Source organism: Bradyrhizobium sp. SUTN9-2 (genome assembly GCF_003122645.1).
GTDB classification, from domain to species: domain Bacteria; phylum Pseudomonadota; class Alphaproteobacteria; order Rhizobiales; family Xanthobacteraceae; genus Bradyrhizobium; species Bradyrhizobium yuanmingense.
In genome coordinates, this window is sequence record NZ_LAXE01000001.1 from 4937938 (window position 1) to 4954100 (window position 16163).

Here is a 16163-nt window from a genome sequence, read left to right on the forward strand (position 1 = left end):
CGGGGGCGCGGCAGACCGTGCCGCTATCTCGCCGAGCTTCAGTGGGACCCGTAGCGCTGCAGTTGCGGGCAACTGGCAGGGCGGCAGCGGCAATTGGCAGGGCGGCAGCGGCAACTGGAGCGGTCGTCACTGGCACGGTCGCCACCACCATCATCATCGCCACGGCGGCTTCTGGCCGGGCTTTGCGGCTGGCGCCGCGATCGGCGGCCTCGGCTCCTACGCCTATTACGGCAGCGGCTACGGCTATTACGATGATCCCTACTACTACGGCTACTATGACGAGCCGTCGGTTGCCGTAGTGCAGGATGGCGGCGGCGACGCCGCTTATTGCGCGCGGCGCTTCAAATCTTACGACCCGGCCTCGGGCACCTATCTCGGCTACGACGGCCGGCGGCATCCTTGCCCGTAAGCAGATCGCGAAGACTAGAGGCGAAAGGCGCCGCAGCGATGCGGCGCCTTTTTTGCAATCGGCGCCTTCCTCGCTCCTTTCGGCTCCATCACCCTCGCGGATAAATACAAATCGATGCAAATGGACCTTTATGCACCAAACCGTGCATATCCTGCGCGATCCAATCGCAAATTGACCGGACCCACGATTCGCGGATATCACAAACCACAGTGGGGACTTCGATCTTCTGGGAAGTGTCATGCCGCGTATTCTCGTGGTTGATGACGATCCGATGGTCGGCGCGACCATCGAGGTCCTCCTCCAACGTCAGGGCTTCGACGTCACGCTGACCGACGGCGGCGAAACAGGACTGGCTGCGCTGGAATCGCAAGCCTTCGACGTCATGCTGGTCGACATCTTCATGCCGCATATGCGCGGCTTCGAATCCATCCGCATCTTTCACGAGCGCGCCCCTGCCACGCCGCTGATCGCGATGTCGGGCTATGCCTTCGCCTCGTCCGCCTCGCCCTCTCCCGATTTTCTCCGCATGGCGCTTGAGCTCGGCGCAACGCGCTGCCTGCGCAAGCCGTTCACGCCGGAAGCGCTGCTGACCACGATCCGGGAATGCCTTGCCGGCGCGGGCGAGAGCGCGCCGCCGAAGGACCAGAAAGAAGCCCCTTGATTCCAACGCAGCGCGTCATTCTCGGTGTTGGACTTGCCATCCTCCTGATCATCACCGCGGCCTCGATCGCCCTCGACGTCAAGTCGCGGTCCGACGCGGCGTCGGTGAACCACACCGTCCAGGTGCAAAAGAAGATCTCCGATCTGCGCGTGCTGCTGCGCCGGGCCGAGAGCGCCGCGCGCGGCTACGAGCTCTATCGCAGCCAGGGCTTCAGCGACGAGTTCCAGGCGGTGCACGCCAAGCTCGCGCCGGCCCTCGCCGGGCTCAAGCGCGACGTGCGCGACACCCCCGATCAGGTCGCCCTGCTTGAGGGCACCGAGCCGCTGGCGCTGCGCCGGATCGAGATCGCCGCCACCGCGATGCGCCTGCGGGCCGCCAACGACCAGGCCGGCATTGCCGCGCTCAACAGCAAGGCCGAGGGCCGCGGCCTCATGGACACGGTGATGCGCAATCTCGACCGCCTGAGCGCGGAGGAAGAACGCCTGCTCGCCGCCCGCTCCCAGGATTCGCGCCGCACCGGCATCGTGCTGCTCGGCATCGACGTCGCCGGCGCCGTGCTGATCCTGCTCCTGGTCGCATTGGTGATGCGCGAAAGCCGCCGCACGACGGGTGAGCTCCAGAGCTCGCTCGAGCAGACCCAAGCCGCCAAGGCGGCGCTCGAGGCGGCGGTGGCCGAACGCACCGAGCACCTCGTCGCCGCGCATGACGAATTGCGCCTGTCGGTCAACGTGCTCCAGAGCACGTTTCGCAGCATGGCGGAGGCGGTGCTGGTCATCGACGCCGAGGGCACCGTGCTGCTGTCCAATCCGGCCGCCGAGCGCATGCTGCTGCATCGCACCGGCATGAACGTCGGCAATCTGCGCGCGCTGTCCGACGTGTTTCACGGCGACGGCGTCACGCCGCTTCCGGCCGACGAGCTGCCATCGACGCGCGTGCTGCGCGGCAAGCAGTTCGAAGAGCTGGAGATGATCGTCCGCCCGCACAGCGGCAACCCGCCGCGCCATCTCATGGTCAGCGGCCGGCCGATGCGGGACGGGCAAGGCAACATTTCCGGCGCGGTGCTGGTCTATCACGATGCGACGACCTCGCGCGAGACCGAGCGGCAGTTGCACCAGTCGCAGAAGCTGGATGCGATCGGCAAGCTGACCGGCGGCGTCGCGCATGACTTCAACAACATGCTCACGGTCATCTCCGGCAACACCGAGACGCTGGTGGAGCGCCTGAAGGACCAGCCCGAGCTGCAGCGCACGGCCCGGCTGATCGACGATGCCGCCGAACGCTGCGCCGAGCTGATCCAGCACCTCTTGGCATTCGCGCGCCGGCAGCCGCTCGAGCCGCGCAACGTCGACATCAACGCCGCGATCTCGGACATCGCAAAGCTTCTGCGCCCCACCCTCGGCGAGCAGATCCAGATCGAGACCGTCCTGGAACAGGGGCCGATGACGACGCATATCGATCCGTCCAGGCTCACCAACGCCGTGCTCAACATGGCGATCAACGCCCGCGACGCCATGCCGGGCGGCGGCAAGCTGCTGCTGGAGACCCACCGCGTCGTGCTCGACGAAGCCTATGCGCAGGCCAATGCCGACGTGGCAGCGGGCCCCTACATCATGCTCGCGGTCAGCGACACCGGCACCGGCATGCCCCCTGACGTGCAGCAGAAGGCGTTCGAGCCCTTCTTCACCACCAAGGAGGTCGGCAAGGGATCCGGCCTCGGCCTCTCCATGGTCTACGGCTTCGTCAAGCAATCCGGCGGCCACATCAAGATCTACAGCGAGGAAGGCCACGGCACCACGATCAAGCTCTATCTGCCGCCGGGCGAAGGCGCCGCGGACATCGCAACCGGCGTCACGCCGACGGCCCAAGGCGGCGCCGAGACCATTTTCGTGGTCGAGGACGATCCGCTGGTCCGCAACTTCGTCACCGCGCAGCTGCAGAGCCTCGGCTACAAGACGGTCGCCTCCCCCGACGGCAAGGCGGCGCTGGACCTGATCGAGGCCGGCCAGAGCTTCGACCTGCTGTTCACCGACGTCGTCATCCCCGGCGGCATGAGCGGCCGCGAGCTCGCCGAAGAGGTGGCAAGGCGCCGGCCGGGCGTGAAGGTGCTCTACACCTCCGGCTACACCGACAACGCCATCGTCCATCACGGCAAGCTGGACGACGGCGTGCTGCTGCTGACCAAGCCCTATCGGCGCAACCAGCTCGCCGAGATGATCCGCAAGGCGCTGAACGGCGGCGGGATGGCGCCGAGCTAGCGCAACGAACTTGATCGCGGCTCAGTCGGTGATGTGCAGTAGAGCATCGACATCAGGCGAACGGACGATAGTGCCGTCGCGTACAAATGCTTCGTGATTGGTCTCAATGGTGTTGTGGTCATAAAGATAGTTGACCATGATCCCGAAGGATTCTTGAATCGCACGCAGAGCGGTATTGCCGAGCCAATTGATGCGTTCGAGCCGTGCGCCGTTGCCGAGGTGAAAACGCGCCACGGGGTCGATGCGTATCGAGGGCTTCCGTGTCAGATAGCTAGCGCAGAGCCGCAGCAAGGGCACGCGCAGCTTCTCGCTCTGCGCCGGGTCATTCCACCAGCTATCGCTCTCCAGTTGCGATAACAGCGCCACATCGGGATCACTTGCATTTGCAAGCCGATTAGCGAGCCATTGCCGAAATCCCGGTACCGGAGATAGGGTGGAAAAACGCTTCAGCTGCGGAAACTCCGACTGCAGCTCTTCAACGACCTGCTTGATCAGGAAATTGCCGAACGCCACGCCGCGCAGGCCGTCCTGACAATTGGAGATCGAGTAGAAGATCGCGGTGTCGGCGCGCGCGGCGCGCTGCTGCGCGATGGCTTCACCGTCGTCCTGCGACAACAACGGCTGCACGGCCGTGGCCAGTCCTTCCACCAAAGCAACCTCGACGAAAATCAGTGGCTCGCCTGGAAGTGCGGGATGAAAGAAGCCAAAGCAGCGCCGATCGGGTGCAAGGCGCCGGCGCAGGTCGTCCCAGCCCTTGATTTCGTGCACGGCTTCGTAGGCGATCAGCTTTTCCAGCACCGCGGCCGGTGTCTGCCAGTCGATGCGCCGCAACTCGATGAAGCCGCGGTTGAACCATGAGGCGAACAAATGCTTGAGATCCGCGTCGAGCAACTTCAGTTCGGGGTCAGTGCGCATGTATGAAGCAATTTCGCTGCGAATCGCGATCAGCGCGCTGATCCCGCCGGGTGCCATGTTGATTCGCCGCAGCAGTTCCTGGCGCGGCGGCTCGGCAGCACGCGCGAGTGCGGCCGCGGCTTCTGCGGTGCCTTCGGCGAGGTAGCGCTGCGCCGCCGCGCGCAAAGCCGGACCGTGAGGATGGAATTCCGTGGCGAGATAGCGCTGAAAGCAGCGGCGATCGTTGTCGTCGAGTGCACCAAGCATCTCGCGCAATTGCCGCGCGACCAGCGCTCCTGAGGCCTGGCTGCGCTCGGAGAGCAGCGATGCTGCGAGCTGCTTCGCGCGATCGAGGAGCGGCATTGTCGTGCTGGATGGATCGTTGAAAGTTTGGCGGATTGCGGACATGACTATTCCTCCTCAAGCTTGGGCGGTGACGGCGCGGCGGAACTTGGCCGGTGGCGCGTAGAGTCCGCTCGAGGCGGCCACGAGGTCATCGATCGTCTTGGCGGCGAGCAGATCGCGCGTCGCCGTGCCGACGTCGATGCCAAGGTCTGCCGGAAACATCACGATGCCGCGACGGCGGAGGCTCTCGGTTGTGTCAGGCGATTGGCGCTTGCCAAATTCAGTGTCGCCGGCGATCGCGCGCAATGCCGCCTCGCGATCTTGTGGTGATTGGCAGCGCAAGAGGTTCGCCACGGCCTTCTCAGTGATGACATGGCTCACGTCGTCGCCATAGATCATCACCGGCGGCAATGCGAAGCCGGCGGAGGCGGCCAGATCGAACGCGTCCAGACGCTCGACAAAACTGGGCGTACCGTTTGGCTGATGGGTCTGCACCATCTGCACCACAAGCTTGCGCCCGCGTAAGGGATCGCCTGCTTCCTGACCGGCGCGAAGCCAGGTGGGACTGTCGTGGCGACGACCGCGTGCATCCGCGCCCATGTTCGGCGCACCGCCGAAGCCTGCGATCCGGTCTTTGGTGGCCGTCGAACTGTTGCCTCGCGCGTCGATTTGCAGCCTGGCGCCAACAAACATGTCGCAGGCATATTGTCCGGCGACCTGCGCCAGTGCCCGGTTCGACCGCAGGCTGCCGTCGGCGCCGATCGGGAATATATCGGCGTGCTTTGCGACGTAGCGCTCCATACCGAGCTCGGAGCCGAAGCAATAGACGCCGTCGACGAAGCCGGCTTCGATCGCCGGGATCAGGGTCGGGTGCGGATTGAGCACGAATTGGCTCGCGATCTTGCCCTTCAGGCCCCGCCGGGCGGCAAATGTCGGGAGGATCAGCTCGATCGCCGCGGTGGCGTAACCGATGCCGTGGTTGAGCCGCCGGACCTCAAATGGCTCATAGACCGCAGCAATCGCCATCATCGCCATCAGCACGTTCTCGTCCCTTACTTTGGCGGGGTCGCGCGTGAACAGAGGCTCGATCGCGTAAGGCTTTGGGCTTGGTATGACGAAATCGACCCAGTCGCCGGGGACGTCTACTCGCGGCAACCGGTCAACGATCTCGTTGACTTGCGCCACGACAATGCCGTCGCGAAAGGCCGCGGCTTCGGCGATGGTCGGCGTGTCTTCGGTGTTGGGACCGGTGTAGAGATTGCCGTTGCGGTCGGCCTTGTCGGCGACGATCAGCGCCACGTGCGGCGTCAGGTCCACCAACATCCGAGCATAGAGCTCGAGATAGGTATGGATTGCGCCGATCTTCACCGTGCCGCTGCCGACCAGTTCGGCGAGCTTGCGGCTCTGCGGACCTGCGAAGGCAAAATCGAGCCGATTGGCGACACCGCGCTCGAACACGGCGAGATGATCGGGCAGCGCCAGCACCGACTGCACCATGTGCAGATCGTGAATCTGCGCAGGATCCACGCTCGTCAGGGCGGCGGCAAGAAAATCGGCCTGCTTCTGATTGTCGCCCTCGATGGCAACGCGGTCGCCCGGCTCGATGATCGCTTCGAGCAACTCGGTCGCGCGCTCGGCAGGGCAGAGCTTTTCAGAGCAGATCGTGGCGGCCCGAGCTAGCCTCGCGGAGCGATCCGCTCCCGGTCGTGATGTGGCGTGCATGATGAACCTCCTTCGCTCGACGCTGTCTTCGATGCAGAAGTTAGGTGACCAGTATTGATTATAGAAACGATATTTTTTAATATGATTGATCATGAATTTGGATCAATCGGCATGCTGGAATTCGAGCTTTTGCGTTCCTTTGTTGCCGTCGCGGATTGCGGCGGCTTCCACCGCGCCGCCGAACGGCTCAATCTGACGCAGTCGACCATCAGCCAGCAGGTCAAGCGATTGGAGCTTGAAACCAAACGTCCGCTGTTCCGGCGCACGACCCGCAGCGTCGCGCTGACCGACGATGGAGAGATGCTGCTGGGTGACGCCCGTCGTCTGTTGCAACTCGAGGAGGCGGCCCGCCATCGCCTGTCAGCGCCGCGCCTGTCAGGAGCCGTGCGTCTTGGAGTGGTCGAGGAAGTCGCCGGCGGCTCGCTGCCATCGGCGCTGGGACGCTTCGCCATGTTGCACGCGAGCGTGAAGCTCGAGGTGCAGATCGGCGTTAGTGCGGAATTGATCGAGCAGTTGAACAAGGGACGACTCGACGTCGTGTTCGCTAAGCGTCCGCTCGGTACGTCGCGTGGGCGCCTGGTCTGGCGCGAACCCATGGTCTGGGCCGCCGCCGACGCGTTTGATCTGGTTCCGGGCGCGGTGCTGCCGCTGGCGCTCTATCGCGAGCGGTCAGTATCGCGTGAGGCAGCGCTCGCCGCGCTAAATGACAGCGAACTGACGTGGGAGATCATCTATACCAGTCCCAGCCTGACAGGTGTGCGCGCGGCGGCGCTCGCTGGTCTCGCCATCACGCCGCTTCCCGCGAGCGCGGTCATTGCAGGTTTGCGCATTCTGGGATCGCAAGAGGGGCTGCCGCGCCTTCCTGACCTTGAGTTCGCAATCTATGAGAAAGCCCGGCCCGAAAAGGCCGCGGCGGCGCTGGCCGCAGCGCTTCTGGCACTTGGGCAATCGCCAGCGCGCCCGACGATTTAGCGCCATATGTTCCGTTGCGGGTCCAAACCCCAGGGTACAGATTGGTTCATCTCGCAATGATGAGGATCCGTCAGGCGGTCTTGAGCGCATCGGTCTCATGACGGCTCTGGGTCACAAGCAGTGATGCTCTGGCAGATCAGAATATCTCCGCTCGTCCCTCAGGAGCGAACATTGCCTTTATGAGCCCCTAGCCCGCATGAGTACACGCGCTAGCCCGTGAGTTGCCGAAGGCGCTGCAGTCACCCAATCTATGAGGTCGTGGGCACTGGCTCAGGATGTGAGTTCCAACTGTCCTTTTGAGACGCCATAGCTAGCCCGGATCCGCGCTGGAGGTGTTCGGACACCGCGCGATGCAACGCGTAAGGCCGTTTTGGTCTTAACCGGGCCGGTCTCAAGTAAAAATCAAGCGCATCTCAAGGACAAATCGTCTCGCCAGCCCAGTCTCTGAGCATGCTCACGAGGACAAATGTCGGAGCCGGTGGCGCGACAGTCCGCTTGCGGAGCGCAGCAGTCATCAGACGCACAGCTAGGATCTTGGTCTGCGGCCGGAACTGCAAGGCCCAGCTTCGACAGGTGCTCGCATGAAAAGACGAGAGTTCATCTTTTTGATTGGTGGGGGGTTGGCCTGGCCTGCGATCGCACGGGCGCAGGGCGGAGCCAAGCTGCATCGAATCTTCTGGGTCTCGACTGAGTCCGAACCGGATCCCTTCCTGGACGGCTTTCGCGATGGAATGCGCGCCCTGGGATATGTCGAAGGCAAGACCGTAACCTTCGAGACGCATTATGCCCCTGGAAATCCGCAGGCACTGCGGAAGATCGTCTCCGAGTTGCAGCGAGGGGATGTCGACCTTGTGGTCTCGAGCGGTCCGGCGACACGCGGCATGACTGCAATCACCGACATCCCAGTGCTGTTTGCATTGAGCGGCGACCCCGTCGCTTTGGGTGTGGTGAAGAGCCTTGCTCACCCCGGCACCAATTTCACCGGCAGCACATTCCTGTCGCTCGAGCTGGCAGGAAAGCGCGTTGAGCTGCTCAAGGACATTTATCCAAAGCTGCGAAAACTGGCGGTCCTGTCGAACACGGATCATCCGGGAGAGCCGCTGGAATGGCGTGCGACGTTGGAGTCGTGCCGAAATCTTGGGATAGAGGCAGCCTACGTTCCGTTCTGCGGCGCGCGCGAAATCGAGAATGGGTTGATGGCTGCCGGCAAGGTGGACGCGGATGCTCTCCTCGTGTTTCCCGATGCTGTGACGCTGGTGCATCGTGCGAAGATTGCGGAGCTTGCAATCGCGCACCGGCTGCCTTCGATGTTTGGCTGGTCTGAATATTGTGACGCTGGAGGTCTCTTGAGTTACGGCGCAAACCAGCGCACGACCTATTTTCGGCTTGCCACTTATGCCGATCGCATCCTGCGCGGTGAATATCCGTCAGATCTTCCGGTGATGCGTCCCGAGAAGTTTGAACTGGCAATCAATATGAAGACAGCCAGGCTTCTGGGTATCGAGCTGGATGTGTCGTCGATCCTGTTTCGCGCCAGCAAGGTGATCTCCTGAGAGTAGCTATGAAGGACGGTGCTGCGCAGCCCTCTTCGTGTACGATGCCTCCGCGTCGCTCGCTGTTCTGCAAGTACTTCGCGACGTTGTTTGTCGCTGCGGTCGTGCCTCTGATACTCGGCGCGGCCGTCGAGGCTTCTTTCGGTTACCGAGACCAGCGTCGCCAGATCAGCGCGGTGCTGCAGGCCGATGCTCGCGCGGCGTCCGACAGGATCGAGGCGTTCACCGATGGCATGCGAGATCAGCTGGGTTGGATGGTGCAGCTTCCCTGGTCTGCCGGAGACGATGCGCAACATAAGATCGATGCCTTGCGTCTCCTCCAGCAGGTGCCTGCAATCGCTTCGGTTTCGCTTCTGGATGAGACCGGCACCGAACGGGTCTTTGTTTCCAGGCTCCTTCTGAACAGGACCGGGCGCGGCATCGATATGTCTGCGGATCCCGCTGTTCTGGGCGCACGCGGCAACAAAGTTTGGTACGGACCGGTTCAGTACCAGCAAGATTCAGAGCCCTATATGAGGATCGCGGTTGCCGGGAGCCTGCCGGCCGCAGGGGTTGCGATCGCCGAGGTCAATCTGAAGCTGATCTGGGATGTCATCGCAGCCATTAGAATCGGCGAGACCGGCTACGCCATTGTCGTCGATGATTCCGGTCATCTGATCGCACATCCCGATATCAGCCGGGTTCTGCGCGGCCGCGCCAGCTCCGGCAGTTTTGGCCGGATCAAGCATCTCGTTGGCGCGGCAAGCGGAGCGGCGGTGATAACCGGGGAGCGAGGCAACCCGGTGGTGGCGCTATCCGTTCAGGCCGCCGATGTGGGATGGACGGTGATCGCGATGCAGCCAGCCGCGGAAGCCTTTGCATCAATTCGGGCTGCCTTGTGGCGCTCGTCAATTCTCATTGCCTTTGGTGTTCTTGTCGCGCTGGCGCTCGCCTATTGGCGCGCGCACAGAATGTCCGGTCCGATCAAGCAACTGGAAGAGGGCGTGGAGCGGATTAGAACCGGACAATTCGAGCATCGCATCAAAATCTTCAGCGGTGACGAGTTGCAGCAGCTGGCGTTGCGCTTCAATGAGATGGCTTCTGAACTGGCGGTTTCGCAGCAAAAATCTGCGCGGATCGATCGGCTGAAGCAGTTCCTGCCGTCACAGGTCGCCGAATTGGTCGAGCATTCTCACGAACTGCTCGAAGGGCAGCGACGTGAAGTGGCTGTCATTTTTGGCGACTTGCGCGGCTTCACGGCGTTCTCCACTCGCAATGAACCCGATGTCATCATGGCCGTCATGCGAGAGTACTACGAGGCCGTCGGCGCCGTGACGACTCGTCACGAGGCAACGCTCATCGGCTTTGATGGCGACGGAGTCATGCTGCTGGTCAATGCCCCGATCGCATGCGAACAGCCGGCAACTCAAGCGGTCCGCCTCGCGATCGACCTGCAAATGACGGTTCAGTCCCTTGCCGGCAAATGGTGTGACGCCGGCCACGCGATCGGCTTTGGTGTGGGCGTTGCCATGGGACCGGCAACGGTAGGAACGGTCGGTTACAACGGCCGGCTGGATTACACGGCGATGGGAGCCGTGGTGAATTTGGCGTCGCGGCTCTGTAATCTCGCAAAGGACGCGCAGATCCTGGCTGATCCCACGATCGCTGGAAGGGTAAGGGATAGCGTCCCGATGGCATCGCTCGGACAGCGGACCATCAAAGGCTACGACCAGGCTCTCGAGGTCTTTGCCGTCGCACCTGCTGACCTTCCGTCGAAACTGCCGGGCTTGGCACAACGGAGGCGAGAGAAAGAGGCTCAGGACCACTGATAACCCGGCGTCCGGACGGCTACCCCCGTGTCGCCAGCACCACCGCGGCCAGCGTAAACACCAGCCCCGCGATCTGCCCTGCCCCGAGCGGCTCGCCAAGCGCGACCGCCGAGGCCACGACGCCGATCACCGGCACCGCCATGGTGCCGATCGCGGCGACCGAGGCCGGCAGGCGCGCCAGTGCTGCGAACCAGCTGACATAGGCGATGCAGAACTGCCCGACGACCGAATAGACCAACAGCCACCAGCCGAGCGGCGTCACATGCGACAAATGCGTCGTCTCGATCAGGAGGCCGACGATCGAGATCGGCAGGCAGCCGATCCCGATCTGCCAGGCTGCCGCCGCGAGCGGCGGCAGGTGAATCGGGTACTTCTTCGAGAGCACGGTGCCGAGGGCAAAGCCGAACGCGCCGACCAGCACCATGATGATGCCCGGCAGCTTCGAAGCGCTGGCGGCGATTCCGTTGCCGCCCATGATCGAGGCAAGCCCCGCGAACGCCAGCACCAGGGCGAGCGTACGCAAGACCGTCGGCCGCTCCCCGAGGACCGGCCAGGCGATGATCGAGGCCCAGACCGGCATCGTATAGGCGATCAGCGCCGCCTCGCTCGCCGGCAGCCAGAGCAGCGCAAGGCCCATCAGCACCATCCAGCCGGTGACGTTGAGCGCGGCCGCGGTGAGCAGGCGCGGCCAGATCGCGCCCTCCACGTACAGGCTTTGCCGCCGGATCACCGCAAGCAGCGCCAGCAGCAGCGCGCCGAGCACACCGGTGACCCCGCGCAGTGTCAGAGGCGGCAGCTCGGCAAGTAGGAATTTCGTCACCGGCCAGTTGAAGCCCCAGCCGATCGAGGTGATCGCAAGGAACATCAGGCCGGCCGGGGCGATGCGCGGCCGCACGCCCGGCGTCGTCGAATCAAGCATGTCGGCGAGTCCGGCAAATCGGGCGGTCACCTTGGCCCGGATTCGCGGGTCCCACCACCGCTTTGGCGGGCATGCCTGCCCTCACCGTCCGTAGGGCTACGTGAGTCCTGCTGACGCAATCCCATTGCTCAAAAATATACCTGCCCTGTGAACAGCGGGATGAAGGCCCCGCGTCATCACGGCATGCAAATTTTTACAGTTGGGAATCCCTGAGGACTCACTGATACTTGGGTCCACGACAGGCGCGGCGAAGACCCCTGTTATCCCCCGCAATCCACCATATTTAGTATTTGATTCAGGAACTCGCACTAGTTCTTGACGGGCGCAACGGAGAGTCCTAGCTTTCGGTCCGTTCGGCGCGAGTGAGTTTGCGTCCCGCCGGCACTCCCCCAAAGGGTCTCGCAAATCTCAGCTCCGCCAGCCGGCCAAAGGCTGCGTATGAGGGCTTGTCTGCCCTCGGAATGAGAGGCTCTTCGGGGCGCCAGAACGGGCCGGCAACAGGCTCGGATGGCATCGATGACGAAGTGACGTTGTGGGGCGTTGAACGCATGTCGCGCACATCCCCTTGGGGGCGGATGGGTGTGGACATGCCGGCGGGACGATCGATGCGACGCATCGAGCTCGCGCCGGGAAAAAACAGGGCCGGATCCACCGGCTGAACTGCGGAGCCCCGAAGCCGAACGGCTGAAGGCAACGCGAGATGCAATGACGACCCGGCACGCCCACAACGAGGGGCGGGACCGGTCAAAGAAAAGGACGGGGCAAGACCATGCGGATTGAGCGGCGCCACACCACTTCGGGACAGTCACCTTATGCGGGAATCGAATTCCGCCTGACCACGTCGGAGATTCGCAATCCCGACGGCTCGGTCGTGTTCAAGCTTGATAACGTCGAGGTGCCGAGCGAGTGGTCGCAGGTCGCCTCCGACGTGCTGGCCCAGAAATATTTCCGCAAGGCCGGCGTTGCCGCGCGCCTGAAGAGGATAGAGGAGGAATCCGTCCCCTCCTTCCTGTGGCGCTCCGTGCCCGACACCGACGCGCTCAATGCGCTGCCCGAGAAGGAGCGCTATGTCAGCGAGCTCTCGGCCAAGCAGGTGTTCGACCGTCTCGCCGGCTGCTGGACCTATTGGGGCTGGAAGGGCGGCTATTTCACGAGCGACGACGACGCCCAGGCGTTCTATGACGAGCTCCGCTACATGCTCGCCATGCAGATGGTCGCGCCGAACTCGCCGCAATGGTTCAACACCGGCCTGCACTGGGCCTATGGCATCGACGGCCCCGGCCAGGGCCATTATTACGTCGACCCCTTCACGGGCAAGCTGACCAAGTCCAAGTCGGCCTACGAGCATCCGCAGCCGCATGCCTGCTTCATCCAGGGCGTCGGCGACGACCTCGTCAACGAGGGCGGCATCATGGACCTCTGGGTCCGCGAAGCGCGCCTGTTCAAATATGGCTCCGGCACCGGCTCCAACTTCTCGCGCCTGCGCGGCGAAGGCGAAAAGCTCTCCGGCGGCGGCCGCTCGAGCGGCCTGATGAGCTTCCTCAAGATCGGCGACCGCGCCGCCGGCGCGATCAAGAGTGGCGGCACCACGCGCCGCGCCGCGAAGATGGTCGTCGTCGACGTCGATCACCCCGACATCGAGACCTATATCGACTGGAAGGTGAAGGAGGAGCAGAAGGTCGCCGCCCTCGTCACGGGCTCCAAGATCAACCAGAAGCACCTCAAGGCGGTGCTGAAGGCCTGCGTGAATTGCGAAGGCTCGGGCGACGACTGCTTCGACCCCGAGAAGAACCCTGCCCTGCGCCGGGAAATCAAGCTCGCGCGCCGCAGCCTCGTGCCTGACAATTACATCAAGCGCGTCATCCAGTTTGCCAAGCAAGGCTACAAGGACATCCAGTTCGACACCTACGACACCGACTGGGATAGCGAAGCCTATCTCACCGTTTCAGGCCAGAACTCCAACAACTCGGTCTCGCTGAAGGACGACTTCCTGCGCGCGGTCGAGACCGACGGCGATTGGAATCTCAACGCCCGCACCTCGAAGAAGGTGACGAAGACTCTGAAGGCGCGCGACCTCTGGGAGAAGATCGGCTACGCCGCCTGGGCCTCGGCCGATCCCGGCCTGCACTTCAACACCACGATGAACGACTGGCATACCTGCAAGGCGTCCGGCGACATCCGCGCGTCGAATCCGTGCTCGGAATACATGTTCCTGGACGACACGGCCTGCAACCTCGCCTCGGCGAACCTGCTGACGTTCTACAACACCGACACCAAGCGCTTCGACGTCGAAGGCTACGAGCACCTCTGCCAGCTCTGGACCATCGTGCTCGAAATCTCGGTGATGATGGCGCAATTCCCGTCGAAGGCGATCGCCGAGCTCTCCTACGAATTCCGCACGCTCGGCCTCGGCTACGCCAATATCGGCGGCCTGCTGATGACCATGGGCCTGCCCTATGACAGCAAGGAAGGCCGCGCGCTCTGCGGCGCCCTCACCGCGGTCATGACCGGCATCACCTACAAGACCTCCGCCGAGATCGCCGCCGAGCTCGGCACCTTCCCCGGCTACAAGAAGAACGCCGCGCACATGCTGCGCGTGATCCGCAACCACCGCCGCGCCGCGCACGGCCAGTCCAATGGCTACGAGGCGCTCAGCGTCAACCCGGTGCCGCTCGACCTCGTCTCCTGCCCGCAAGCCGACCTCGTCAGCCATGCCCAGGCGGCCTGGGACGCGGCGCTCGAGCTCGGCGAGAAGCACGGCTATCGCAACGCCCAGACCACTGTCATCGCGCCGACCGGCACGATCGGCCTCGTCATGGATTGCGACACCACCGGCATCGAGCCGGACTTCGCGCTGGTCAAGTTCAAGAAGCTCGCCGGCGGCGGCTACTTCAAGATCATCAACCGCGCGGTCCCCGCAGCGCTGCGCGCGCTCGGCTATCGCGAGAGCGAGATCGCCGAGATCGAGGCCTACGCCGTCGGCCACGGCTCGCTGGCGAACGCCCCCGGCATCAACGTCACCACGCTGAAGGCCAAGGGCTTTACCGATGAGGCGATCGCCAAGGTCGAGAAGGCCCTGCCGACCGCGTTCGACATCAAGTTCGCCTTCAACAAGTGGACCTTTGGCGAAGACTTCATCCGCGACCAGCTCGGCATCGGCGCCGAGGCGATCGCAGCCCCCGGCTTCGACCTGCTCCAGGCCGTGGGCTTCACCAAGCGCGAGATCGAGGCGGCCAACGTCCACATCTGCGGCGCGATGACGGTGGAAGGTGCCCCGCACCTCAAGGCCGAGCACTATCCGGTGTTCGACTGCGCCAATCCCTGCGGCAAGATCGGCAAGCGCTACCTGTCGGTCGAGAGCCACATCCGCATGATGGCGGCGGCGCAGCCCTTCATCTCGGGCGCGATCTCCAAGACCATCAACATGCCGAACGACGCCACGGTGGAGGACTGCAAGTCCGCCTACATGCTGTCGTGGAAGCTGGCGCTGAAGGCCAACGCGCTCTATCGCGATGGCTCCAAGCTCTCCCAGCCGCTCAACTCGCAGCTCATCAGCGACGACGAGGACGAGGACGATGCGGTCGAGCTGCTGCACGAAAAGCCCATGGCGGCTCGCGCCACGCATGTGGCCGAAAAGGTCGTCGAGAAGCTGGTCGAGCGCATCGTCGTGATGCGCGAGCGCGAGAAGATGCCGGATCGCCGCAAGGGCTACACCCAGAAGGCGGTGGTCGGCGGCCACAAAGTGTATCTGCGCACCGGCGAATACGATGACGGCCGTCTCGGCGAGATCTTCATCGACATGCACAAGGAAGGCGCGGCGCTGCGCTCCTTCATCAACAACTTCGCCATCGCGGTGTCGCTCGGCCTGCAATACGGCGTGCCGCTCGACGAATATGTCGACGCCTTCACCTTCACCCGCTTCGAGCCGGCGGGCCCCGTGCAGGGCAACGACAGCATCAAGTACGCGACCTCGATCCTGGACTACGTCTTCCGCGAGCTCGCGGTGAGCTATCTCTCCCGCTTCGACCTCGCCCACGTCGATCCCAACGAGACGGGCTTCGACGCGCTCGGCAAGGGCGTCGAGGAAGGCAAGGAGCCGGACGAGGACGGCGGCCACCACGCGACCAAGCTGGTCTCGCGCGGCCTCACCCGCTCGCGCACCGACAACCTCGTCGTGATGCGCGGCGGCTCGGCCGCGGTCAGCCAAGGCAACGACAGCGCGCCATCAGGCGGCAGCCGGGTCACCGCGCTGGCCGCCCACGGCGCTAGCGCCCGCGTCGGCGACGCCATCGAAGGCGCCGTCGCGCTGAAGCAGGAAGCCCAGCACGATCTGTCTCCGACGGAGAAGCTCGAGCAGCTGCAATGGAGCAAGGCCGGCACCGCCGCGACCGCAGCCCCGACAAAGGCCGAGCGTCGCGCCGAGGCGAAGGCCAAGGGCTACGAGGGCGAGATGTGCAGCGAGTGCGGCAACTTCACGCTGGTGCGGAATGGGACTTGTATGAAGTGCGATACGTGCGGCAGCACGACGGGGTGCAGCTAATCGCTCCGAGTAAGTAAGGAGACACGACGATACGCTGCGCGCTTCAGCGCTAAAGGCATACTTCCGGCGGTCGCCATCGACCGCC

10 protein-coding genes are annotated in these 16163 nt (G+C 63.8%); 7 read left to right on the forward strand and 3 right to left on the reverse strand.

Annotated features, from left to right (window positions below; all coding sequences use genetic code 11):
* The 3 genes from XF30_RS22845 to XF30_RS22855 all read left to right on the forward strand — a co-directional run.
* On the forward strand, positions 1 to 409 hold a 409-nt coding region (locus tag XF30_RS22845), incomplete at its 5' end, for a BA14K family protein (protein WP_146207809.1).
* Positions 410 to 647: 238 nt separating this feature from the next.
* Positions 648 to 1070, forward strand: a complete 423-nt coding sequence (locus XF30_RS22850; RefSeq protein ID WP_036022871.1) for a response regulator — start codon at positions 648 to 650, stop codon at positions 1068 to 1070.
* Positions 1067 to 3325 carry a CHASE3 domain-containing protein gene (locus XF30_RS22855; RefSeq protein WP_192893225.1) on the forward strand — a complete coding sequence of 753 codons (2259 nt, stop codon included), beginning with the start codon at positions 1067 to 1069 and terminating at the stop codon, positions 3323 to 3325. The genes XF30_RS22850 and XF30_RS22855 overlap by 4 nt, the downstream gene beginning before the upstream one ends.
* A 21-nt stretch (positions 3326 to 3346) precedes the next feature.
* Here the strand turns inward: XF30_RS22855 and XF30_RS22860 are convergent, their stop codons facing one another.
* On the reverse strand, positions 3347 to 4627 hold the full coding sequence (locus XF30_RS22860) for a malonyl-CoA decarboxylase domain-containing protein (RefSeq protein WP_109143921.1): 1281 nt from the start codon (positions 4625 to 4627) through the stop codon (positions 3347 to 3349).
* 12 nt (positions 4628 to 4639) lie between these two features.
* A complete protein-coding gene (mdcA, locus tag XF30_RS22865; protein WP_109143922.1) occupies positions 4640 to 6286 on the reverse strand; it encodes a malonate decarboxylase subunit alpha in 1647 nt (548 codons plus the stop codon).
* Between the two features lie 111 nt (positions 6287 to 6397).
* On the opposite strand from mdcA, the gene XF30_RS22870 reads away from it, so the two are divergent.
* The 3 genes from XF30_RS22870 to XF30_RS22880 all read left to right on the forward strand — a co-directional run bounded on the left by XF30_RS22870 (position 6398) and on the right by XF30_RS22880 (position 10619).
* Positions 6398 to 7258, forward strand: a complete 861-nt coding sequence (locus XF30_RS22870; protein WP_036000125.1) for a LysR substrate-binding domain-containing protein — start codon at positions 6398 to 6400, stop codon at positions 7256 to 7258.
* Positions 7259 to 7839: 581 nt separating this feature from the next.
* A complete protein-coding gene (locus tag XF30_RS22875) occupies positions 7840 to 8811 on the forward strand; it encodes an ABC transporter substrate-binding protein (RefSeq protein ID WP_109143923.1) in 972 nt (323 codons plus the stop codon).
* 8 nt (positions 8812 to 8819) lie between these two features.
* Positions 8820 to 10619 carry a cache domain-containing protein gene (locus tag XF30_RS22880; protein WP_109143924.1) on the forward strand — a complete coding sequence of 600 codons (1800 nt, stop codon included), beginning with the start codon at positions 8820 to 8822 and terminating at the stop codon, positions 10617 to 10619.
* 19 nt (positions 10620 to 10638) lie between these two features.
* Here the strand turns inward: XF30_RS22880 and XF30_RS22885 are convergent, their stop codons facing one another.
* Positions 10639 to 11538, reverse strand: coding sequence for a DMT family transporter (locus XF30_RS22885; protein WP_109143925.1), 900 nt, complete (start codon positions 11536 to 11538; stop codon positions 10639 to 10641).
* Positions 11539 to 12307: 769 nt separating this feature from the next.
* On the opposite strand from XF30_RS22885, the gene XF30_RS22890 reads away from it, so the two are divergent.
* A complete protein-coding gene (locus tag XF30_RS22890) occupies positions 12308 to 16078 on the forward strand; it encodes a vitamin B12-dependent ribonucleotide reductase (RefSeq protein WP_109143926.1) in 3771 nt (1256 codons plus the stop codon).
* The last annotated feature ends 85 nt before the right edge of the window (positions 16079 to 16163 follow it).

Bases quoted from the DNA above. Each gene is read 5' to 3' on its own strand.
- mdcA (WP_109143922.1), bottom strand. From the start codon at position 6,286: ATGCACGCCACATCACGACCGGGAGCGGATCGCTCCGCGAGGCTAGCT.
- XF30_RS22860 (WP_109143921.1), bottom strand. From the start codon at position 4,627: ATGTCCGCAATCCGCCAAACTTTCAACGATCCATCCAGCACGACAATG.
- XF30_RS22885 (WP_109143925.1), bottom strand. From the start codon at position 11,538: ATGCTTGATTCGACGACGCCGGGCGTGCGGCCGCGCATCGCCCCGGCC.
- XF30_RS22890 (WP_109143926.1), top strand. From the start codon at position 12,308: ATGCGGATTGAGCGGCGCCACACCACTTCGGGACAGTCACCTTATGCG.
- XF30_RS22850 (WP_036022871.1), top strand. From the start codon at position 648: ATGCCGCGTATTCTCGTGGTTGATGACGATCCGATGGTCGGCGCGACC.
- XF30_RS22875 (WP_109143923.1), top strand. From the start codon at position 7,840: ATGAAAAGACGAGAGTTCATCTTTTTGATTGGTGGGGGGTTGGCCTGG.
- XF30_RS22880 (WP_109143924.1), top strand. From the start codon at position 8,820: ATGAAGGACGGTGCTGCGCAGCCCTCTTCGTGTACGATGCCTCCGCGT.
- XF30_RS22870 (WP_036000125.1), top strand. From the start codon at position 6,398: ATGCTGGAATTCGAGCTTTTGCGTTCCTTTGTTGCCGTCGCGGATTGC.